Source organism: Microbispora rosea (genome assembly GCF_044460045.1).
Taxonomy (GTDB): Bacteria; Actinomycetota; Actinomycetes; order Streptosporangiales; family Streptosporangiaceae; genus Microbispora; species Microbispora rosea.
The window spans coordinates 141,877-163,698 of record NZ_JBITJO010000007.1; the positions used below are offsets into that span (position 1 = coordinate 141,877).

Sequence of the window (21,822 nt, forward strand, 5' to 3'; positions counted from 1 at the left end):
CCTCCGTGGCACACTCGCGGTGTGAAGGATCATGGACGTCACGATAACGAGACGGCGTCCGGCGGTCCTGGCACTCGTGCTGCCAGTCACGGGCCCGGCCGCCGCGCCAGGGCGTCGAGCCGCAGGGCCGAGCTCGGCGCGTTCCTCCGCGCCCGGCGGGCTCGCCTGCGTCCGGCCGACGTCGGCCTGCCGGAAGGCGATCCGGCCCTGCGCCGCACCCCCGGCCTGCGCCGTGAGGAGATCGCCGAGCTCTCGGGTGTCGGCGTCACCTGGTACACCTACCTGGAACAGGGACGGGACATCTCGGCGTCGGCGCAGGTGATCGACGCGCTGGCCCGTGCGCTGCTGCTCGATCCCGACGAACACCGCCACCTGCGGGACCTGGCCGGGCTGGCCCCGCCGGACACGCCGTCCGGGGAGGGGGAACCCCGGGACCGGTTGCGGCGCCTGGTGGACGCCGCCGCCCCGAACGCCGCCTCCGTGTACGACGCGCGCTTGGACTATCTGGCTTGGAACACCCCCTACGCCCTGCTCCGCCACGATCCGCTGACGCTGCCGCCGGGCAGGCGGAACCTGCTGTGGATGATGTTCACCGACGCCGGCAACCGCGCCCGGATGGTCCATTGGGAACCCGCCGCTCGCGCTCTGATCAGCCAGTTCCGCGCCGCGATGGGACACCGGCAGGGGGACCCCGCCTTCACGACGCTGGTGACGGAGCTGAGCGAGGTCAGCCCGGAGTTCCGGGAGTGGTGGGCGGACTACCCGGTCCGCCGGTTCAGGCCCGCGACGGTCGCGATCGACCACCCCGAGATCGGGCGGGTGGACCTGGAGATGTTCCAGCTGCGCCCGGCGGAGCACCCCGATCTCCTGCTGGTGCTGCAGGTGCCGGCGGGCGAAGACGGTCGCAGGCGGGTGAGCGCGCTCCTCGACGGACAGGGGGACCCCAGCGCCCCGGAGGGCGGAACCCCAAGAGGCGGCGCCCCGGAGACGGGTGTCTCGTCGGGCGGGCTCCCGGCGCGCCGCCCCGGTAATCGCCCGCATCCGGGGTAACTTCGGCATCATGGCCACCCGTACGTCCGGACAGGGGTCCGGCAAGCGCCCCGCGTCGCGCTCCGGATCCCGTACGGCTTCATCGAAGCGATCCCCGGCCGGTTCCCGAGGGAGGGCGGCGCCCAGGCCCGCGCCCAAGCGGCCGGTCGCCACCGGCCAGGACCCGATCAGCTGGTTCTTCCTCGTGATCGGCAAGCTCGTCATCGGCATGTGGATGCTGCTGGCGAACGGCGTGGGAGCGGCGGCCCGGGCACTCGGGCAGGGAGCCCGCGACCTCGACCCCATGCACCGCCGCGACGGCCAGGGGCTGTCGGTGCTCGCGGGCGCCATCGTGCTCGCCGCCCTGACGTGGCGGGACACCAAGACGGGGTTCGCCTCGTTCGTCGACGCCGTGGTGCGCGGCACGGTGGGATCGCTCGCCTGGGCGGTGCCCGTGCTGCTCGCGCTGCTCGCCTGGCGGTTGCTGCGCCACCCCGACCAGAACGCCGAGACCGGCAGGATGGGCATCGGCTGGACCGCGATGCTGGCCGGGATCCTCGGGATCGTGCACGTCGCCCACGGCACGCCGTACCCCTCCGGAGGGCCCAACGACGGCATGGACAACGTGTCGGCGGCGGGCGGCATGATCGGCTTCATCGTCTCGGCTCCGCCGTCGAGCATCCTCCCGGCGTTCATCACGATCCCGCTGCTGCTGATGCTGTCCGGCTTCGGCCTGCTGGTGATCACCGCGACCCCGGTCCACCGCATCCCCGAGCGTCTCGCCGAGATCCAGCACATGCTCTTCCAGCGGCCGGACGAGACCGGGGAGCCCCGCAAGGCCCCCGGGTCGGCCAAGAAGCGCACGCGCAAGCAGCAGGGCGGCGGGCGCGGGGCGCCCGAGGGTGGCGACACCGTCAAGCCGTACGACACGCCCGTGCTGTCGGAGAAGGACCACTCGCCGGAGATCGTCCCCGGCCTCATGGACGACCTCGTGGAGTCCGCCGAGCCGACCGAGCCGGAGATACCCAAACCGGCGCCCCAGCCTCCGCTGCCGACGCCCGCGCCGCGCAAGGTGGAGCAGCTCGTCCTGTCCAGCCAGGAGGGGCCGTACACGCTGCCGGACCTCACGATGCTGCGGCCGGGGAGCGCGCCCAAGCAGGAGACCAAGGGCAACCGGACGGTCGTGAACGCGCTGACCAGCGTGCTGGAGCAGTTCGCCATCGACGCGCAGGTCGTCGGCTTCACCCGGGGTCCGACGGTGACCAGGTACGAGATCGAGCTGGGCCCGGCCGTCAAGGTCGAGAAGGTCACCGCGCTCACCAAGAACATCGCCTACGCCGTCAAGTCCGCGGACGTCCGGATCCTGTCTCCCATTCCGGGCAAGTCGGCGATCGGCGTCGAGATCCCCAACGTCGACAAGGACCTCGTGTCGCTCGGCGACGTGCTGCGCTCGCAGGTGGCCCAGGCCGACCACCACCCGATGATCGTCGGGCTCGGCAAGGACGTCGAGGGCCGCACCATCGTGGCCAACCTGGCCAAGATGCCGCACATCCTCATCGCCGGCGCCACCGGCGCGGGCAAGTCGACCTGCATCAACGGCCTGATCTCCTCGATCCTCATGCGGGCCACGCCCGACGAGGTCCGCATGGTGCTCGTCGACCCCAAGCGGGTCGAGCTCAGCGCGTACGAGGGGATCCCGCACCTCATCACGCCCATCATCACCAACCCGAAGAAGGCCGCCGAGGCCCTCGAATGGGTGGTGGGCGAGATGGACCGGCGGTACGACGACCTGGCGGCCAGCGGCTTCCGGCACGTGGACGACTTCAACAAGGCCGTGCGCGCGGGCAAGCTGGTGCCGCCCCCGGGCAGCGAGCGCGTCTACCAGCCGTACCCCTACCTGCTGGTGATCGTGGACGAGCTGGCCGACCTGATGATGGTCGCGCCGCGCGACGTGGAGGACTCGATCGTCCGCATCACGCAGCTCGCCCGGGCCGCCGGCATCCACCTGGTCATCGCCACCCAGCGGCCGTCCGTGGATGTCGTGACCGGCCTGATCAAGGCGAACGTGCCCTCGCGGCTGGCGTTCGCGACCTCCTCGCTCGCCGACTCGCGGGTCATCCTCGACCAGCCCGGAGCCGAGAAGCTGGTCGGCCAGGGCGACGCGCTGTTCCTGCCGATGGGCGCGAGCAAGCCGATGCGGCTGCAGAACGCCTTCATCTCCGAGAAGGAGATCGCGGAGGTCGTCGGCCACTGCAAGGTCCAGATGCAGGCCGAGTATCGGGAGGACGTCGCCGCGCCCGCCGCCGCGAAGCGGGAGATCGACGAAGAGATCGGCGACGACCTCGACCTGCTGATCCAGGCCGCCGAGCTGATCGTGTCGACCCAGTTCGGCTCCACGTCGATGCTCCAGCGCAAGCTGCGCGTGGGCTTCGCCAAGGCCGGACGGCTGATGGACCTGCTGGAGAGCCGCAACGTGGTCGGCCCGAGCGAGGGGTCCAAGGCCCGGGAGGTGCTGGTCAAGCCCGACGACCTGCCCGGCCTGCTCGCCGACCTGCGCGGCGGCGAGTAGCCGCCGGGCCTCGCCGAGCGTCCGCACGGCCTGACCTCAGCGGCTTGCCACCCGGTGGGCGGCGGTGGCGAGCAGCAGGGCCGCGTGCGCGCCGGGATCGGTCACCGGGTGGCCCAGCAGCGTCTCGATGCGCTGCAGCCGCTGGTAGAACGTCTGCCGGCCGAGGTGCAGCGCGGCGGCCGCCCGGGTCGCGCTGCACCCGTGCAGCAGGAAGACCTCCAGCGTGCCGACGAGGTCGGTCCGGTGGGCCGTGTCCCAGTCCACCAGCGGGCCGATGGTGCGCCGTACGAGCTCGGCGGCGTGCCGGGCGTCGGCGTGGCGGGTGAGCTCCAGTTCGAGGGCGAGCGCGCGGGTGGTGACGAGCCGGGCGTCCCGCCGCAGCCCGAGCGCGGCCCGCGCGTCCCGCAGCGAACCGCCCAGCTCGGCCAGGCCGGTCGCGGCGTGCCCCACGGCGACTCTGAGCTGGGGGGTGTGCAGCCGCCGCAGCGCCTCCTCCAGCGCCTGGGCGGCCGCACCGGCGGCGTCGGCCACGGCCACCGGCACCGCGAGGGTGCCGAGCACCAGCCGGCCCACCCGCCCGCGCAGGGCGGTCGTGTGCAGGATGTGCGCGGCCCGGTCGAGCACGGCGAGCGCGGCCGCCGTCTCCAGGGCGTCCACGGCCACGCCCACCAGCAGGTGGCCGGGCCCGGTGGGCAGGCCCGCCATGACCGCCCGTACGCCGGGGTCGGCCTCGGCCGTGCCCTCGATGAGGTCCCGCAGCAGCGCGGACGTCTGGCGGTCGCGCTCGCTCGGCGGACTGCCCGTCCTGAGCATGGCGAGGGCGAGGGCGACGGCCGTCCGCTCCAGCGCGATCGCCAGGTCGTCGGCGGGCAGCGCCGAACCGGGGCCGGCCACCAGCCGCCCCCAGGGATGGCCGTGGAGGGTGACCGGTGACTCGCAGACCGCACGCTCAGCCGCGCGCCAGGCGTCCCGGTCGCTGCCCACGCCGTGGGCGGCGACCAGCGCGCCGCTGGCGGACAGCAGCATCAGCGGGGCCCCCACGACCTCGGCTCCGGTCGCCAGCACCCCGGCGACCCCGGCGCCGGCGATGAGCGCCTCGTTGAGGGCGCGGGTGGCCGAGTCGCCCACCCGCAGCCGCCGGCTCGCGTAGTCGACGATCAACGTGTTGACGTGCTCGGTGATCCGGATGAACGGGACGACCGCGTGCAGGGCGATGAACGGCAGCTCCTGCCTGCGGGCCTCCTCCACCAGCTCGCGAGGCGTCTCGGGGAACGTGCGGCCGAGTTCGAGGGCGACCCCGGCCACGCCCCTGGCGGCGATCTCCCGCAGGTAGTGCCGCCGCGCCCCCGCGTCGGTGCCGGCCAGGCCGAGCCCGGTCGTCAGCAGCAGCTCGCCGCCGGTGAGCAGTGGGCCGATCTCGTAGATCTCGCTGGAGTGCACCCATCGGACCACCCGGTCGAGCGCGGTCTCCCCGGCGAGGACCTCCGGCCGGGCCTCTCGCAGCACCTCGAAGGACAGCAGCTCGCGCAGGGTCAGAGGCATCGGTGCACCCCTATACGGATTGTCCGTTAAGGGTCGTCATAGTACGGACGTTTCGTCCGTTCCCGAAGGCCCGGCGTGGAGGGATAGTGAGCGCATGACAAGCGACGCCGCCATGCTCAGCGTGGCCCTGGAAGAGGCCAGGAAGGGGTTCGCCGAAGGCGGCGTGCCTGTCGGCGCGGCCCTGTTCGGCCCGGACGGCCGCCTGCTGGGGCGCGGGCGCAACCGCCGGGTCCAGGACGGCGACCCCTCGGTGCACGGGGAGACCGCCGCCTTCCGCGACGCGGGCCGCCAGCCCTCCTACCGCGGGACCACCATGGTGACCACCCTGTCGCCCTGCTGGTACTGCAGCGGCCTGATCCGGCAGTTCCGCATCCCGCGCCTGGTCGTCGGCGAGTGCCGCACGTTCATGGGCGCGCACGAGTGGCTCGCCGAGGCCGGGGTGGAGGTCGTCGTGCTCGACGATCCCGAGTGCGCCGGGCTCATGACGGCCTTCATCGCGGCCAACCCGGCCGTCTGGAACGAGGACATCGGAGATGAGGCATGAATTCGGTTCCCGTCGTCGACCTGACTCCCTGGTTCTCCGGTGAGGCGGACGGCCGGGCGCGGGTGGCCGCCCAGGTCGACGCCGCGCTGCGCGAGATCGGCTTCCTGCTGGTCACCGGGCACGGCGTGCCGGCCGCGCTGCGCGAGGACGTGCGCGCCGCGGCCCGGCGGTTCTTCGCCCTGCCCGCCGAGGTGAAGCAGCGGTACGCGGCCGTCGTGGGGGAGCGGGGCTGGCTGCCGCCGGGCGTCGAGGCCAACGGCTACGCCGAGGGCACGCCCACCCCGCCTGACCTCAAGGAGACCTTCGCCGTGGGCGCCGACCAGCCGATCGGCGTCCCGGAGATCGACGCCGAGTGGTTCCTCGCCAACGTCTGGCCGTCCGAGGTGCCCGAACTCCAGGTGCTGCTCACCCGCTACCTGGCGGAGATGCGCTCGCTGGCCGGCGAACTCCTGGTGGTCTGCGCGGCCGCTCTGGGGATCGAGGAGGACTTCTTCGCCTCCCGGGCCGACCACCCGTCGTACACGATGAACATCAACCGCTACCCGCCGCTGTCGCAGGTGGGCGAGCCGGAGGCGGGGCAGTTCCGGATCGGGCCGCACACCGACTTCGGCACCGTGACCGTGCTCGACCGGCAACGGGGCGTCGGCGGCCTGCAGGTCTACACGCTCGACGGCGAGTGGATCGACGCGCCGTTCGTGCCGGACTCGTTCACGATCAACATCGGCGATCTGCTGGCCCGCTGGACGGGCGACCGCTGGCGCTCCACCCGGCACCGGGTGCTCCCGCCCGACCCGTCGGCGCCGGACGAGGAGCTGATCTCGCTCATCTACTTCTACGAGTGCAATCCCCTGGCCGAGGTGGAGTCGCTCGGCCCCCCGATCGGCCGGGTCTCCTACGAGCCCGTGCGCGCGTCCGACTACCTCCTCGAGAAGCTGAGGGCGATCTCCGTATGACAGTTCTGGAACCCCCCGAAGTCGCCGTACGCGAGGGCCGGTACGGCGACAAGGTCGCCGCGATCGAGCCTGGCGGCATCGAGTTCATCCCCCTCTCCGAGCGCCACGGCAGGCCCCGGCAGCTCTTCTGGACGTGGACCTCGCCCAACCTGGAGTTCGCCACGATCTTCCTCGGGGTCCTCGCCGTGGCGGCGTTCGGGCTCGGCTTCTGGCAGGCCGTGCTCGCCGTCGTCGTGGGCAGCGGCCTCGGGGCCCTCACCCACGGCGTGCTGTCGGCCAGGGGCGTGAGCGCGGGGCTGCCGCAGATGGTGCTCGGCAGGCTGCCGTTCGGCTATTGGGGCAACGTCATCCCTTCGGCGTTCAACTCCGTCGCCGCCGGAATCGGCTGGTTCGCGGTCAACAGCGTGAGCGGCGCGCTCGCGCTGAACACGCTGACCGGTCTGCCGGGCTGGGCCTGCCTGCTGATCGTCGTCGCGGTCATGGTGGCGCTCGGTTTCTTCGGCCACAACCTCGTGCAGGCCTTCGAGAAGTACGCGTTCCCGGTCCTCGCGGTGATCTTCGCGGTCACCTCCGTGATCATCCTGTCGAAGGCCCAGCCGGGCTACGCGGGCAGCGGGGGAGGGCTGGGCGGCTTCCTGCTCACCGTGGGCGCCACGTTCGGCTACGCGGCCGGCTGGAACCCGTACGCCGCCGACTACACGCGGTACCTGCCGCAGGACGCGAGCAGGCGGGCCACCGGTCTGTCGGCGGGCCTCGGCGTGTTCGTGTCGTGCGTGCTGCTGGAGGTCGTCGGCGCGGCATCCGTGACGATCGGGGGCGGCGACGCCCTCGGGCAGCCCACCTCGGCGTTCACCGGCCACCTGCCCGCGCTCGTGGCGAACCTGACGCTGCTCGCGATCGCCCTCGGGGCCGTGTCGGCCAACGCGCTCAACGTCTACTCGGGCGCGATGTCGCTGCTCGCCCTCGGCGTACGGCTGCCGCTGACGATGCGGCGTGCCATCGTCGCGCTGGCCTGCGGCGTGATCGGCTTCGTGGTGGCGCTGTCGGGCCTGGAGGACGCCGGGCACAAGTATGAGGCGTTCCTGCTGGTCATCGCGTACTGGATCGGCCCCTGGCTGGGCGTGGTGCTGACGGACATGCTGCTGCGGCGCGGCCAGGACATCCGCGCGCTCGAACCGCTCATGTTCGACCGGCGGCACGCCAACTGGGCCGGGCCCGTCGCGATGGTCGCGGGGGTCGTCCTGTCGGTCTGGCTGTTCTCCAACCAGGAGCAGTACGTCGGCCTGGTGCCGCGGAGCGTGCCCCAGGTGGGGGACATCGCGTTCGAGGCCGGGTTCCTCATCTCCGCCGGGCTCTATCTCGCGCTGAAGCCCCTGCGGCGCTGACAGCCCCTGGCCGCTCCCGTGTGCACTCTCCGTGCACATTTGGCACACCCCCGGGTACCCATCGTAGCCAGTTACTGATTGAATGTGACTAACTACGCATTGTGGGGCGAGCTGCAAGCTCGGACAGGGGGGCCTGACCAATGAGCGTTGGTGCTGTTTTGGCCGAAGCCCGTGAGCGCGCCGGGCTGACCGTGCGTCAGCTCGGCGAGCGCACGCGGATCCGCGAGACCGTGATCGAACGCTTCGAGCGCGACGACTTCTCGGTGGGCGACTTCTACGCGCGCGGGCACATCCGGACCATCGCCTCCGACCTCGGCCTGGACCCGGACGAGATCCTGCGGCAGTACGAGCAGGAGAACGCCGACATCGCGTCACCGGTCAAGGCCTCGGCGGTGTTCAGGGGCGACGTGGGGGAGAGGGCCCGCAGGGCCCCGAGCTGGACGAAGGCCGTCGCGGTCGCCCTGGCCATCGTCGCGGTCGTCGTCATCGCGCGGATGATCGGGAGCTCCGGTGAGAAGGCGGGCCCGACGGCCGCCCAGCTCCCGGTGACCGCGCCGCACGCGCACGCGCGTCACGAGAAGGGCCACGAGAAGAAGACCGTCGAGGAGGCCCTCGCGCCCGGCGTCGTGGTGGTGAAGGTCACCGCGCGCAAGCCGTCCTACCTCAACGTGAGGGACGCCAAGGGCAAGGAGATCTTCCAGGGGACGGTGCCCGAGGGGAAGACCACGACCTATTCGGCCAAGGACCGCATGCGGGTGACCATCGGCGACGCGGGGGCGGTGCGGCTGGAGGTCAACGGAAGGGACCTCGGCACGCCCGGCAAGGACGGTCAGATGATCCGGCGGACCTTCGAGGCGGGCGGCCCGAGTCCCCGTTAATCGCCGACTGCCGATACCGTAGTTCGCATCATGTCTTCTCGCCGAACCGTATCGCTGATCACGCTGGGCTGCGCCCGCAACGAGGTCGACTCCGAGGAGCTGGCCGCGCGGCTGGAGGCCGCCGGCTGGCACACCGATGACGACGATCCCGACGTCGTCGTCGTCAACACGTGCGGCTTCATCGATTCGGCGAAGAAGGACTCCATCGACACCCTCCTCGCCGCGGCCGACTCGGGCGCGAAGGTGGTGGCGGCGGGCTGCATGGCCGAGCGGTATGGCGCGCAGCTCGCCGACGCCCTGCCCGAGGCGACCGTCATCTCCTTCGACGACTACGCCGAGATCGGGGACCGTCTCGACGACGTCATCGCGGGCCGGTCGCTGGTCCCGCACTCGCCGCGGGACCGCCGCACGCTCCTGCCGATCACGCCGGTGGAGCGCTCGGCCGCGCGTGCCCACATTCCCGGTCACGCCCAGGAGGACCCGCTGCCGGAGGGCGTCGCCCCCGCCAGCGGCCCGCGCATGCTGCGCAAGCGGCTCGGCTCGGGACCGGTGGCCTCGCTGAAGCTCGCGTCGGGCTGCGACCGGCGCTGCACGTTCTGCGCCATCCCGGCCTTCCGCGGCTCGTACGTCTCGCGCCGCCCGGAGGACCTGCTCGCCGAGGCCGCCTGGCTGGCCGGGCAGGGGGTCAGGGAGCTCGTGCTGGTCAGCGAGAACTCCACGTCGTACGGCAAGGACCTGGGCGACCTGCGCGCGCTGGAGAAGCTGCTGCCGCCGCTGGCCGCGACCGAGGGCATCGAGCGCGTGCGGGTCAGCTACCTGCAGCCCGCCGAGCTGCGGCCCGGGCTGCTCGACGTGATCGCCTCCACGGAGGGGGTCGCACCCTACTTCGACCTGTCCTTCCAGCACGCCAGCGGAACCGTGCTGCGGCGGATGCGGCGCTTCGGCGACCCCAAGCGGTTTCTCGACCTGCTCGCGCAGATCCGCGACCGCGCGCCCGAGGCGGGCGTCAGGTCCAACTTCATCGTGGGGTTCCCGGGGGAGACCCAGGAGGAGTTCGACGAGCTGGTGGACTTCCTGGAGAAGGCCAGGCTGGACGTCATCGGCGTCTTCGGCTACTCCGACGAGGAGGGCACCGACGCGTACGGCTTCGACGGCAAGCTCGACCAGGACGTGATCGACGAGCGGGTCGCGACGCTGACCGAGCTCGCCGAGGAGCTGACCGCCCAGCGGGCCGAGGAGCGCATCGGCACCGAGCTGGAGGTCCTGATCGAGGAGGACCTCGGCGACGGCGGCTACGAGGGCCGGGCGGCGCACCAGGGCCCCGAGGTGGACGGCGCCGTAACGGTGCAGGGAATCGGCCTGGTCCCCGGCCAGATCGTCCAGGCGGTCGCCGTCGACTCCGAGGGGGTCGACCTCATCGCCCGGATCAAGGCAGGCACATGACGGAGCGCGGTGAGCCGCCGATGGACGTGGCGGGGCCGGGAGGGATGACCCCGGAGCCCGCGGCGCCGCCGGTCGCCGCCGTGCCCGCCGCACCGGTGGCGACTCCGGCGCCCGTCCCGCGTGTCCCGCAGACGGGGGCCGGCCTCTCCGGGGAGCCGGGCTCCGGGGCCGTGATCGACGGTCGTACGGCGCCCGAGCCGTCGCCCGCCGGCGTGGCCGGAGAGGGCGTCAGCGCCGGAGAGGACGCCGGAGAAGGCGCCGGAGAGGGTGCGGTGCGCCGGGTCAGCACCTGGAACATCGCGAACGTCCTGACCATCGCCCGGCTGGCGATCGTCCCCGTCTTCACCGCCTTCCTGTTCGTCGAAGGGGAGGGCTGGCGCCTGGCGGCCCTCGGCGTCTTCCTGCTCGCCTCCCTCACCGACCAGCTCGACGGCTGGCTCGCCAGGAAGTACGCGCTGATCACCGACTTCGGGAAGATCGCCGACCCGATCGCGGACAAGGCGCTGATCGGCGCCGCGCTGCTCAGCCTGTCGTACCTCGGCGAGATCCCGTGGTGGATCACCGTGGTGATCATCGCCCGCGAGGCGGGGGTGACGCTGCTGCGCTTCCTCGTGATCCGGCACGGGGTTATCCCGGCCAGTTACGGGGGCAAGGTGAAGACCGTGTTGCAGATCGTGGCCATCGCGCTCTACATCGTGCCGGGGGTGCCCGGCGTCATCAGGTGGGTGGCCATGGGTCTCGCCCTGGTGGTCACGGTCGGGACCGGCGCCGACTACGTGGTGCGGGCGGTGCGGCTGCGGCAGGTGGCGAGGAGCGCGCGAAGCTGATGATGGGCGTGGCGAGCGAGGTGCTGTCCCTGCTGGTGCGCCAGGGTGCGACCGTCGCCGTGGCGGAGTCGCTCACGGGCGGCCTGATCGGGGCCGCGATGACCGGTCCGATGGGGGCCTCGGCCGCCTTCAGGGGCGGGGTGATCGCCTACGCCACGGACCTCAAGGCGAGCCTCCTCGACGTGCCGTCCGACCTCCTGGAACGAGAGGGAGCGGTGCATCCCGGCGTGGCCGCGGCCATGGCCGCCGGCGTGCGCAAGCTCGCGAACTCCGACTACGGCCTGGCGGTGACCGGGGTCGCCGGCCCCGATCCCCAGGACGGGAAGCCGGTCGGCACGGTCCACATCGCCCTGGCGGGACCGGGAGAGGGGCTCTGGCACCGCGACCTGCGCTTGACCGGAGACAGGGACGGGATCAGAACTGCCACCTGTCAGGAGGCGTTGAGGCTGCTGGAAGGTGTGCTGAAGGCAAATTTGGGGGAACATTCGTGGTGATTACCGCGTTACGTCCCCAGCGAACATGCTCGCCTCGGTCTGCCGCGGTGTCGCCCTCTACAGGTACGGTGGAGCTGTGAGTGAGGTCCGTGAGCCAACGGCGAGGAGCAAGACAGGCGCACGCCCGGCGAAGGGGCCGAGCGAACCCATGATGACGGCGAGGCGTATGTACGAAGGGCAGATGAAGAAGGGGCGACATGAGCCCACCGCGAGAGGCGTCGTGAAGGCGCCCCCCTTGGGGAGGGAGCGACAGATGATCCTGCTGCGTCAGCTGCTCGGTGACGTACTGCGGCGGCTGAGGGTGCGGCAGAATCGCACCCTTCGCGAGGTCTCCACTCTGGCGCGTGTCTCACTCGGCTATCTGTCCGAGGTCGAGCGCGGTCAGAAGGAAGCCTCCTCCGAGCTGCTCGCCTCGATCTGCGGCGCGCTCGGGGTGCCGTTGTCCCAGGTGCTGCGCGAAGTGTCCGATCAGTTCGCGCTGGCCGAACTGCAGGCCGCCCCCGTGCTGGCAGATGTGCCCGAGCACGAGCGCCTGCCCATCCCTGAGACCGTCCCCTCGGGGCCGGATTTCGAGGGTTTCCCCGAAGTCAAGGACATGGTCGCCGCCTAGGCGGCGCCTCGACGCCCCGCCGCGCCGGCGGACGGCGTCTCCGTGACTTCGCCCGACCGTCCCCGCAGGCCCCATAAGACACGGCCCGACAGGACACGCCCGGCATGAAGGCCAGGCGTGGCCCCCGCGCCCGCAGTCCGGGTCGACCCGGACCCGGGTGCCCGTCCCGATCCCACGGGTGGGCGCCTGGCCCCCGCAGGCCCGTCTCCGATTCGTGCGGCCCGTTCCTGACGCGCCGATCCGGCCCCGTTTCCGTTTCGTGCGGTCCGTTCCCCGACATACCCATCCTGGCCCGCCCGTTTCCGAATATGTGCGGCCCGTTCCTAACGCGCCCGTGCTGGCCCGCCCGTTCCCGAATATGTGCGGCCCGTCCCTGACGCGCCCGTCCGGCCCGTTTCCGTTTCGTGCGGCCCGTTCTCGACGCGCCCGTCCGGCCCGCTTTCGCCGGGGTCGCGTTCGCCACTCCGGCTCTGCGGCGCCTTCCGCCGCGCTCCCGCGGCGTCCTCACGTTCCTCGGCCTCGCGGCCTCGTTCGCGGCCGGCGTCCGCGGCGCGCCGTCGCTTCCGGCCGCATCACGAGGCCGGAATCACGAGGCTGGGATCACGACGCCTGGATCTCGACCACCCTGCCGTCCGGGTCGGTCATGAGGTGCCGGCCGGGCTCCAACGGCGGCTCGGCGGTGGCGCTGTCCACCTGGAGACCGAGCCGTACGGATCCGGTTCTGCGCTCGGCGGTCGCCGGGTACACCTCGAACACGGTGCCGTCGGCGAGGACGGCGGCGTAGTGCCGCGGGCCCTGGCCGTGCTGCTCCGGAGTGAACTCGACGCCGAGGGCGCCGTAGAACTCGCGGCACTCCTCCAGCCGATCGGTGTACAGGACGAGCAGCATGACGCGGGCGGCGGTGGGCGGCACGGGGTCCCCTTTGTGTGTGCGTACCGCCCTATTGTCGGTTCTCAGTCGCGCTGGCAGGCGGGGCACCAGTAGATCAGCCGCTCGGCGGGCTGCGGTCCCATCTCTCCGCCGCTGATCGGGCCGCCGCAGCGGCGGCACGGGCGGCGTGCCCTGCCGTAGACGAGCAGCGACCGCCCGGGGCGCGGATCGCCCGTCGTCACCGGGAGCGGCGCGTCCTTGCTCGCGTCCATCAGTCGATGGGCGACGGTCACGAGCGCCTCCAGTTCGTCCGGCGGAATCGACCCCACCGGACGCCACGGCGACATCCGCGCGGCATACAGCGTCTCGGCCCGCCAGATCGTGCCGATGCCCGCGAGGTCGCGCTGGTCGAGCAGCGCCTCCCCGATCGACCGCTGCGGGGCGCGCAGCAGGTTTCGCACGGCGAGGGCGGGGTCCCAATCCGGCCCGAGCAGGTCCGGGCCGAGATGTCCCACGACCCGCTCCTCACGGTCGGTCGGCACGAGGTCGACCATCCCCAGCCGTGTGCCGACCGCCTGCCACTGGATGTTGGCGAGGATCAGCCGGACCACGTCGCCCCTCGGCGCCGGACGTCCCGCCGGGCCCACGCGCCAGCTTCCCTCCATGCGCAGGTGGGTGTGGACCGTGAGCCCGCCCTCCACCCGGGTCAGGAGGTGCTTGCCGCGCGAGAGCGTCGTCAGCACGGTCCGGCCGCGCAGATCGGCCGTGGCGTACCGGGGCACGCGGAAGTCGCTGCGGGTCAGCCTCCGGCCGTCGAGGGCCTGCCTGAGCCGCTTGGCAGTCCGATAGACGGCGTCACCCTCCGGCACGGCTCTCCTCCCGCGAGGATCGGGTACGGGCGGCTCACACGGGCATGTGCGAGTCCCAGGCCGCCGGGTCGGCGGCGAGTTCGGTCACCCGGGGCGGCAGCTCGCCCTTGGCGATCTGCTCCAGGTTGACCGCTTCGAGGATGGCCCGCTCACTCGCCCGCAGCGCGATCCACACCTGCTGCAGCGCCTGGGCGGCGCCCTGGTATCCGACGTGCTCAGGCCGCTCGCCCCGCACGTTGGCCAGTGGCCCGTCCACCGCGCGGATCACATCGGCGAGCGAGATCTGACTGGCCGGCCGTGCCAGGACATAGCCTCCCTCTGGGCCCCGCTGCCCGCGCACCAGTCCGGCGCGGCGCATCTGCAGCAGGATGTTCTCCAGATATTTGGGGGGCATCTCCTGCTCCTTGGCCAGCTCGCCCACCGTGGTGGGTCCCTCACCCGCCGCGGCGAGTTCGGCGGCGGCACGGAGGGCGTAGTCGACACGGGCAGAAAGTCGCATGTAGTCGATTATCCCGCCTGGTTGGCATCGGTAGGACGCCCGCCCGCCCATCACGGGCCGGCCGGGCCGTGATTCGCCGGACACGGCTCAATCCAGCCGGAGCCGTACGACGAGCGGGAGGTGGTCGGAGAACGGCACCCGGGGCGCGTCGGCCGCCACCGCGGTGAGCCCGTCCGAGATCAGCACGTGGTCGATGCGCCGCACGGGGGCGTCGGCGGGGGAGGTCGGCGGGTCGCCGAGCGCCCGCAGCGGGTCGGACAGGCCCGCGGCCTCCAGTACGCGCATCTGGGGGTCGGACGGCGTCGTGTTGAGATCTCCTGCCACGATCACGGGCCGGGGAGCGGCCACACCGGTGCCGGACGTGCGGGAGGTCGCGGCGAGGCGACCGGCGATCGCCGCCACCTCGGGCGCCTGCCCGCGCGGCTCCTGGAGATGGGTGTTCACGATGCCCACCTCGTGGTCGCCGACCTTCAGCACGATCGACTGTGCCTGGGCGCCGGTCGGATATCCGTGCCGTCCCAGCCGGGTCGAACCGATCTCGGCGACGGGAAGGTTCGTGAGCAGCGCGTCGCCCCAGAGGCGGTCCGCGGCGGGGGCGAAGTAGTAGCGCATGCCCAGGCCGCGGGCGACCCTCGCCAGGTCGTCGTGCCCGCCGTTCAGCAGCCAGCCCCGGTCCACCTCGCTCATCAGCATCACGTCGGGACGCCGCGTCGCCGCCCACGCGGCGATGCGGTCGAGGTCGAGCCGCCCGCCGAGCCCGAAACCCATCCGGATGTTGTACGCCACGAGGGTGAACTCGTTCCCGGTGATCGCTTTCGTCGCGGGCGGCGACTGCCAGGTGAGGAGGCCGGTCAGGAGGGCGGGCGGCAACGCGATCAACAGCCATCGGCGCGGCGCCCGGCGCGCAGTCTGTGCGTCGATCCCGGCGGTTCGGTGCCGCCGGCCCGCGCGCACGGCCACGACGGCGACCAGGACGGCCAGGGCCACCGGGACCAGCGCATTGGGGAAGCCCAGATCCGTGTCGAAGGCCGCGTAGTAGAGGAACGCCCCGACCAGGAACACGAGCATCCCGCCCAGCGCCGCGACGCCCGCGCGCCCGCCTGTGCTCTGCGCGGCGGTGCCCGCCTGTCGTCCGGCGGCGCCGGCGCAGGCCCCGAGGGCGACCGTCGTCACGAGGGCCGGCAGGCCCTGCACGCCGATCTCGGCCGCCGCCACCCCGGCGACGAGGAAGAGCCCGGCCGCCAAGTCCCACGACGCCCACCGGCTCCGCCGCGTCCTCACGCCCCACGATGTCGTCCAGGCACAGACGACGGCGGCGCACAGCGCGACGACCTGGAGCACGACCGCCAGGGCGGTGAAGGGTGCGCCGTGCTGCCCGCTGTGCTGCCCGGTGTCCTGCGCGAGCACGGCCGGACCGCCGCAGTACATGCCCGCGAGCAGGAGCATCGGGCCGAAGGCGAACCACACGGCCGCCGGGGCGGGGACGGGCGACGCGGGCGAGAGCCGTACGGACCAGAGGAAGGCGGCGCAAAGCACGACGACGGCGATCCAGGGGAGCGGGCCGTCCCGCCAGACGAGGTCCATCCGGTCGAGGGCCAGATGGAGGATCGACGAACCGGCCAGGCCGCCGATCAGCCCGGCCGGGACCCACGTGCCGGCGGTCGTCCGCGCGCAGCCGTAGAGGAAGACCAGGCCCGCCGTGACCCCGGCGGAGGCGAGCAGGAGCTGGGGCGTGCCTCCGTCCGCCGCCTGAAGGCAGAGCCGGGCCGCGGCGAGCGCCACCGCACCCACCGCCCCGACGATCCGGGGCGACGCGAGCCGCGCCGCGGGGACGGCGGCGAACGGCAGGACGAACCACAGCGCGGCGTACATCCCCATGCTCTCGGGGGCGGTCTCGCCCGCCCTGCCGTACAGGGTGATGAGGGACGGCAGGAACACCCGCACCACGTCGAACAGGAGCATGACGCCCGTCACGAGCATGACCAGCGGCCAGGAGGGAGCGGAAAGTCCGCGGGCCGGTGGGGTGTGCGGTTGCCTGGCTGTCTCGGTCATGGCGCTCCCTTCGGACTCATATGAGCCATCCTCACGAAAGATGGGAGCGTTACCAATACGTTCGACCTGGGCCGTTCCCCGCACTTGTCGGCTCGCTAAGCTTGCTGGAAACCTTGTTGTTCATTCACGGGCGCAATGGCCGAAGCGCCGCCGGGGGCCGAGCGCACCGGAGGGGCGTGGGTGGGCGCACCGACGGCGAGCCGGAGACTTCAGACGATGGGAAGCAGGAGCATGGAGCGACGTCCTGGCGTGCCCCGGCTGCTCCGGGAGATCAACGACCGGGCCGCCCTGGAACTGCTGCTCGCTTCGGGTCCCCTGACCCGCGGCCAGATCGGGGAGCTCACCGGCCTGTCCAAGGTCACCGCGTCCCAGACGCTGGCGCGGCTGGAGGAGCGCGGCCTGGTGGAGGTCGTCGGGGAGCAGGCGGGCAACCGGGGGCCCAACGCCGCGTTGTACGGCGTGATCGCCTCCTGCGCGTACGTCGCGGGGCTCGAGGTCGGCCCCGACCGGGTGTCGGCGGCGATCGCCGACATCAACGGCGACGTGGTGGCCGAGGTGACGGCCTCCCCCGAGGGGCAGGACGACCCGGTGTCGCTGGTGCACGCGGCCGTGGTGAAGGCGTGCAGGAGCGCCAAGGTGGCGCTGTCGCGGCTGCGCGGCGTGGTCATCGGCACGCCCGGCGTCGTCGACCCCCGCACCGGGGACGTGCGGTTCTCCTTCGACCTGCCGCAATGGCACGAGGGCATCCACGAGGCGCTCGCACGCGACCTGCGCAGGGACGTCACGATCGAGAACGACGTCAACCTCGCCGCGATCGCCGAACGCGCGAAGGGGTCCGCCCAGGAGGTGGACGACTTCGTGCTCGTCTGGGTCGGCCGCGGCATCGGCCTGGCCGTCGTGCTGGGCGGACGGCTGCACCGGGGCCGGTCGGGCAGCGCGGGGGAGATCGGCTACCTCCCGGTGCCCGGGGTGCCGCTCGCCGACGACGTCAGGGCGGTGCCCGGGCGCCTGCCGTCCCTCGGTGGCGGCCTGCAGTCGCTGGTCAGCTCCGAGGCCGTCACCGAACTGGCCCGCGGGCACGGGTTCGCCGGGGACACCGCCGCCGACTGCGTGACCGCGGCCGTGGCGGCCGGGGCCGCGGGCGAGCCGCTGCTCGACGAGGTCGCCTCGCGGCTCGCCCTCGGCGTGGCGTCCGTGTGCGTGGTGCTCGACCCCGGCCTCGTGGTCCTGGCCGGGGAGGTCTGCCGGGCCGGTGGGGCGGCGCTGACCACCCGGGTGGAAGAGGCGGTCGCCCGCATCTGCCCGGTCCCTCCGCAGGTCGTCACGGGCCAGGTGGAGGGCAACCCGGTGTTGCGCGGCGCCGTCCTCGCCGCGCTCGACCAGGCCCGCGAGGAGATCTTCACGGCATAGGGACTGCTCCCAGCCGAAGCCCCGATACGGACGTGTGACGGTGTCGCCGTTACGAACCGTCCATGGAGTGGCCCGTCATCCCACTCATGCCCGACATCCCACCCATCGAATGCCCCGACATGTCGTCCATGGAGGGGTTCGGCGTCCCACTCATCGAGTGCTCCGGCATGTCGTCCATGGAGTGGCCCGGCACGTTCCCGTTCGCGTCGGCCACCATGAACATCCCGGCCATTCCCATGTCGGAGTGGCTTTGTACGTGGCAGTGGTACATCCACATTCCGGGTCCGACGAGTTCGCCGGCGATTATTTGGAAGCCGAACGATTCGGCGGGTCCTGTGGTTTTGGTGTCGATGATTCGGCTTTGGTCTTGTGGGTCTTTGAGCATGCCGGTGCGGTTGTCGGCCCAGCGGTGTCCGTGGATGTGGAAGGTGTGGAAGAGGTTGCCGTGGGCGATGACGATGAATTCGACGCGTTCGCCGAGTTTGGCGGTGTAGTCGGGGGCTTGGGTGAGGTTGTTGGTTTTCATGTCGTTGAAGACGACGGTGAAGGTTTTGTCGGGGAGGATGTCGCCGGTGCGGCGTACGACTAGTGGTCCGTAGAGTCCGAGGAGGATGCCGCCGGTGCCGTGGTCGGTGCCGACGACGTGGTCGTGGTAGTGCCAGTAGCCGGCGCTGCCGGGGGCGATGGTGCCGTCTGGGCGGGTGGTGGGGGTGTGGGTGCGCCAGGTGTAGACGTAGCGGCCTCCGGGTTCGACCACGCTGTCGTTCATTCGGGTGCCGTCGCTGGTCGTTTGGTAGTCGACTCCGTGTACGTGCAGGCTGGCGGTCACGTTGGAGTTGTTGACCAGTTCGATTTCGAGGGTTTCGCCCTCGATCATCTCGATGAGGGGGCCGGGGATCGTGGGCTTGCCGGGCTCCAGGCCGTAGCCCATCTGGCCGTCGGGCAGCTTTTCCACGTAGAGGGTGATGCGGCGCAGGTCGCCGGGCTCGCCCGCGGTTTTGGCGGTGGTGGCGGTGGTGGTGCCGCTGGGTTCTGCGGTGGCCTGGCTCGCCACGGCGAAGGGGGCGATCGCGGCGGCTGCGGCCGCGGTGGTGGTGAAGGCGCGCCGGGAGAGCAGGCGTCGCGTCACATCACTGCTTTTCTCGGTCATGGTTCCCAATCGGTGACGGCGCTCGCCCGGGGGCGGCGAGCTGGGGGTGGTCCGTGATGCCGGCGGCGAGCCGGCCATGCCGATCCGGAGATCCGCACAGGGAAGAAGGAATTTCGAAGCCGGGTCAGCCGCAGCTGATCGCGTTGTAGGAGACCTCGTAGGACGTGGTGACCTCCTTGCCGTTGATGGACGAGGTGCCCGTAACAGTGGCCTTGCCGGCGCCGATCTGCGTGGCCCGCGCGTTGAAGGACTGGTACGCCTGCTTGCCCGGGGCCACGTCCGCCACGGTCTTGGTGCCGTACGGGGTGGTCAGCGTGACGGTCGCCGGCACGTTGCCGTCGTTGACCGCCGTGACCGCGACGTACACCGACGTGCCCACGCAACGGGACGACGCGGTAACGGTCAGCGGCACCTTCTCATCCGCGGTGTCGGTCACCTTGAACACTCCGGCCATTCCCGCGTCGGAGTGGCTTTGTACGTGGCAGTGGTACATCCACATTCCGGGTCCGACGTATTCGCCGGCGATTATTTGGAAGCCGAAGGATTCGGCGGGTCCTGTGGTTTTGGTGTCGATGATTCGGCTTTGGTCTTGTGGGTCTTTGAGCATGCCGGTGCGGTTGTCGGCCCAGCGGTGTCCGTGGATGTGGAAGGTGTGGAAGAGGTTGCCGTGGGCGATGACGATGAATTCGACGCGTTCGCCGAGTTTGGCGGTGTAGTCGGGGGCTTGGGTGAGGTTGTTGGTTTTCATGTCGTTGAAGACGACGGTGAAGGTTTTGTCGGGGAGGATGTCGCCGGTGCGGCGTACGACTAGTGGTCCGTAGAGTCCGAGGAGGATGCCGCCGGTGCCGTGGTCGGTGCCGACGACGTGGTCGTGGTAGTGCCAGTAGCCGGCGCTGCCGGGGGCGATGGTGCCGTCTGGGCGGGTGGTGGGGGCGTGGGTGCGCCAGGTGTAGACGTAGCGGCCTCCGGGTTCGACCACGCTGTCGTTCATTCGGGTGCCGTCGCTGGTCGTTTGGTAGTCGACTCCGTGTACGTGCAGGCTGGCGGTCACGTTGGAGTTGTTGACCAGTTCGATTTCGAGGGTTTCGCCCTCGATCATCTCGATGAGGGGGCCGGGGATCGTGGGCTTGCCGGGCTCCAGGCCGTAGCCCATCTGGCCGTCGGGCAGCTTTTCCACGTAGAGGGTGATGCGGCGCAGGTCGCCGGGCTCGCCCGCGGTTTTGGCGGTGGTGGCGGTGGTGGTGCCGCTGGGTTCTGCGGTGGCCTGGCTCGCCGCGGCGAAGGGGGCGATCGCGGCGGCTGCGGCCGCGGTGGTGGTGAAGGCGCGCCGGGAGAGCAGGCGTCGCGTCACATCACTGCTTTTCTCGGTCATGGTTCCCAATCGGTGACGGCGCTCGCCCGGGGGCGGCGAGCTGGGGGTGGTCCGTGATGCCGGCGGCGAGCCGGCCATGCCGATCCGGAGGACTTTGTACAGGTGTGAGGGCACTTCCGTCGATGCGTAGGGGTCTTTAGCTGGTTTCTTCAGTAAGTATGGTAACGAACGAGTTAACTTTGTCATAGTTGTGGACTAAATGCGGCCAGACTGTTACGTTTCCAAGCGTCTGAGAAGTGGTCACCAGTCTCTGAAGGGATGTAGGACGTCACGGCACCGCTGCCGTCCACCTGAAACGATCGATCGGCGCAGGGACGAGGAGATCGACAAGGTCGGCGCCACGTCCGACACCGGCGAGCCCGGTGACCACTGCTGCTGATCAGTAGTTCTTCCGAAGGTTGCTGTTGCCCCCCCTACAACCGAAGGAGCGGACGATGGGCCGAAGAGACCTCTTCGCACACCCCGGCCACCCGCCTGGCACCGCGTCGTGATCATAAGGGAGACGCCGCCCTGACTCTGGGCGTGGCAACGCCGCCCGTCATGGCCGCCCGACCTACCACCGCTCCGGGGCCGGCATCGCCTGGCCGAGTTCCGCGACGCCCGTGTGCGCGAGCTCTCCCGCCCGGCACGGCTCGGAGTGACGTCGGCCGAAGCGCGATGTCCGACGGCCGAGGCATCAGATCATGAGAGGTACACGGTAAATGCGCATCAGTTCTTTCTCGGGCTTCCTCAGCTATGTGCGGAAGGCGCTCAGAAGTCCTGCCACATTCGGACGCATGGCCCTGGTGATGGTGGCAGTGGCACTGCCGACGGTGTGGCTGTCGGGAGTCGGGGCCGCGGCACAGGACCAGGGCCAGCAGGCCGGCCAGGCGGCGGAGCAGACGCTTGTCTGGACCGCGGACAACGGCTACACGGCGTACAAGTCCGCGCCGACGACGGCGACGGCCGGCCTCGTGACGATCGTCTTCGAGACCAACGCGTCGACCGGCAATACCTTCGGGATGACGCACACGCTGACGTTCGACGACGACAGCCCCGGCTACAACCACGACGTCAACATCAACATCATGGCCAGCCCCTTCGACACGAGCGGGGGCAGGCACGAGGTTCAGGTGAACCTCACCCCCGGAACGTACCGCTACTACTGCGAGATCCCCGGTCACGCGGGAATGGTCGGCGAGCTCGTGGTCACAAGCCCCGAACCCACCGACACGACGCCGCCGCAGGTGTCGGCGTCGGTGTCGGGTGAGCAGAACGCCGACGGCGACTACGTCAGTTCCGCGGCGGTGACCGTCTCGGCCACCGACGCCGAGTCCGGGGTGGACC

The 21,822-nt window shown here is 71.3% G+C and carries 19 protein-coding genes; 12 read left to right on the forward strand and 7 right to left on the reverse strand.

Annotated features, from left to right (window positions below):
* The first annotated feature begins 21 nt into the window (after positions 1-21).
* Together ACIBK1_RS28130 and ACIBK1_RS28135 are read left to right on the forward strand one after the other, a co-directional pair.
* Entirely contained in the window at positions 22-1,050 is a 1,029-nt protein-coding gene (locus ACIBK1_RS28130; protein ID WP_396738734.1) for a helix-turn-helix transcriptional regulator, read from the forward strand.
* Between the two features lie 10 nt (positions 1,051-1,060).
* Entirely contained in the window at positions 1,061-3,598 is a 2,538-nt protein-coding gene (locus ACIBK1_RS28135; protein ID WP_396738736.1) for a DNA translocase FtsK, read from the forward strand.
* A 36-nt stretch (positions 3,599-3,634) separates the two neighbouring features.
* Here ACIBK1_RS28135 and ACIBK1_RS28140 read toward each other — a convergent pair whose 3' ends face one another.
* A complete protein-coding gene (locus ACIBK1_RS28140) occupies positions 3,635-5,140 on the reverse strand; it encodes a PucR family transcriptional regulator (RefSeq protein ID WP_076440916.1) in 1,506 nt (501 codons plus the stop codon).
* Positions 5,141-5,234: 94 nt separating this feature from the next.
* Here ACIBK1_RS28140 and ACIBK1_RS28145 point away from each other — a divergent pair, with 94 nt between their 5' ends.
* The 8 genes from ACIBK1_RS28145 to ACIBK1_RS28180 all read left to right on the forward strand — a co-directional run bounded on the left by ACIBK1_RS28145 (position 5,235) and on the right by ACIBK1_RS28180 (position 12,274).
* Positions 5,235-5,684 carry a nucleoside deaminase gene (locus ACIBK1_RS28145; RefSeq protein ID WP_030510660.1) on the forward strand — a complete coding sequence of 150 codons (450 nt, stop codon included), beginning with the start codon at positions 5,235-5,237 and terminating at the stop codon, positions 5,682-5,684.
* Positions 5,681-6,637, forward strand: a complete 957-nt coding sequence (locus ACIBK1_RS28150; RefSeq protein ID WP_030510659.1) for an isopenicillin N synthase family dioxygenase — start codon at positions 5,681-5,683, stop codon at positions 6,635-6,637. The genes ACIBK1_RS28145 and ACIBK1_RS28150 overlap by 4 nt, the downstream gene beginning before the upstream one ends.
* Complete coding sequence (locus tag ACIBK1_RS28155) at positions 6,634-8,022, forward strand: purine-cytosine permease family protein (protein ID WP_030510658.1); 1,389 nt, start codon at positions 6,634-6,636, stop codon at positions 8,020-8,022. Before ACIBK1_RS28150 ends, ACIBK1_RS28155 begins: the two co-directional genes overlap by 4 nt.
* Before the next feature lie 158 nt (positions 8,023-8,180).
* On the forward strand, positions 8,181-8,900 hold the full coding sequence (locus tag ACIBK1_RS28160) for a helix-turn-helix domain-containing protein (RefSeq protein ID WP_051762242.1): 720 nt from the start codon (positions 8,181-8,183) through the stop codon (positions 8,898-8,900).
* Between the two features lie 30 nt (positions 8,901-8,930).
* Positions 8,931-10,343 (forward strand): 30S ribosomal protein S12 methylthiotransferase RimO, encoded by a 1,413-nt coding sequence (gene rimO / locus ACIBK1_RS28165; protein WP_030510656.1) that lies wholly within the window; start codon positions 8,931-8,933, stop codon positions 10,341-10,343.
* Positions 10,340-11,170 (forward strand): CDP-diacylglycerol--glycerol-3-phosphate 3-phosphatidyltransferase, encoded by an 831-nt coding sequence (gene pgsA, locus ACIBK1_RS28170; RefSeq protein WP_396738739.1) that lies wholly within the window; start codon positions 10,340-10,342, stop codon positions 11,168-11,170. The genes rimO and pgsA overlap by 4 nt, the downstream gene beginning before the upstream one ends.
* Positions 11,170-11,664 carry a CinA family protein gene (locus ACIBK1_RS28175; RefSeq protein ID WP_030510654.1) on the forward strand — a complete coding sequence of 165 codons (495 nt, stop codon included), beginning with the start codon at positions 11,170-11,172 and terminating at the stop codon, positions 11,662-11,664. Before pgsA ends, ACIBK1_RS28175 begins: the two co-directional genes overlap by 1 nt.
* 253 nt (positions 11,665-11,917) lie before the next feature.
* Positions 11,918-12,274, forward strand: a complete 357-nt coding sequence (locus tag ACIBK1_RS28180; protein ID WP_030510653.1) for a helix-turn-helix domain-containing protein — start codon at positions 11,918-11,920, stop codon at positions 12,272-12,274.
* A 600-nt stretch (positions 12,275-12,874) separates the two neighbouring features.
* Here the strand turns inward: ACIBK1_RS28180 and ACIBK1_RS28185 are convergent.
* The 4 genes from ACIBK1_RS28185 to ACIBK1_RS28200 all read right to left on the reverse strand — a co-directional run bounded on the left by ACIBK1_RS28185 (position 12,875) and on the right by ACIBK1_RS28200 (position 16,564).
* Positions 12,875-13,162 (reverse strand): VOC family protein, encoded by a 288-nt coding sequence (locus tag ACIBK1_RS28185; RefSeq protein ID WP_030510652.1) that lies wholly within the window; start codon positions 13,160-13,162, stop codon positions 12,875-12,877.
* A 65-nt stretch (positions 13,163-13,227) separates the two neighbouring features.
* Positions 13,228-14,013 carry a DNA-formamidopyrimidine glycosylase family protein gene (locus ACIBK1_RS28190; protein ID WP_030510651.1) on the reverse strand — a complete coding sequence of 262 codons (786 nt, stop codon included), beginning with the start codon at positions 14,011-14,013 and terminating at the stop codon, positions 13,228-13,230.
* Between the two features lie 34 nt (positions 14,014-14,047).
* Complete coding sequence (locus tag ACIBK1_RS28195) at positions 14,048-14,512, reverse strand: RrF2 family transcriptional regulator (protein WP_030510650.1); 465 nt, start codon at positions 14,510-14,512, stop codon at positions 14,048-14,050.
* 87 nt (positions 14,513-14,599) lie between these two features.
* Entirely contained in the window at positions 14,600-16,564 is a 1,965-nt protein-coding gene (locus ACIBK1_RS28200; RefSeq protein WP_396738741.1) for an endonuclease/exonuclease/phosphatase family protein, read from the reverse strand.
* A gap of 231 nt (positions 16,565-16,795) precedes the next feature.
* On the opposite strand from ACIBK1_RS28200, the gene ACIBK1_RS28205 reads away from it, so the two are divergent.
* Positions 16,796-17,974, forward strand: a complete 1,179-nt coding sequence (locus ACIBK1_RS28205; protein ID WP_030510648.1) for an ROK family transcriptional regulator — start codon at positions 16,796-16,798, stop codon at positions 17,972-17,974.
* 49 nt (positions 17,975-18,023) lie between these two features.
* Here ACIBK1_RS28205 and ACIBK1_RS28210 read toward each other — a convergent pair whose 3' ends face one another.
* A complete protein-coding gene (locus tag ACIBK1_RS28210; protein ID WP_396738744.1) occupies positions 18,024-19,124 on the reverse strand; it encodes a multicopper oxidase domain-containing protein in 1,101 nt (366 codons plus the stop codon).
* A gap of 124 nt (positions 19,125-19,248) precedes the next feature.
* Positions 19,249-20,496 (reverse strand): multicopper oxidase domain-containing protein, encoded by a 1,248-nt coding sequence (locus ACIBK1_RS28215; RefSeq protein WP_396738878.1) that lies wholly within the window; start codon positions 20,494-20,496, stop codon positions 19,249-19,251.
* A gap of 776 nt (positions 20,497-21,272) precedes the next feature.
* Here ACIBK1_RS28215 and ACIBK1_RS28220 point away from each other — a divergent pair.
* The coding region (locus tag ACIBK1_RS28220; protein ID WP_396738746.1) for a cupredoxin domain-containing protein at positions 21,273-21,822 on the forward strand (550 nt) is incomplete at its 3' end.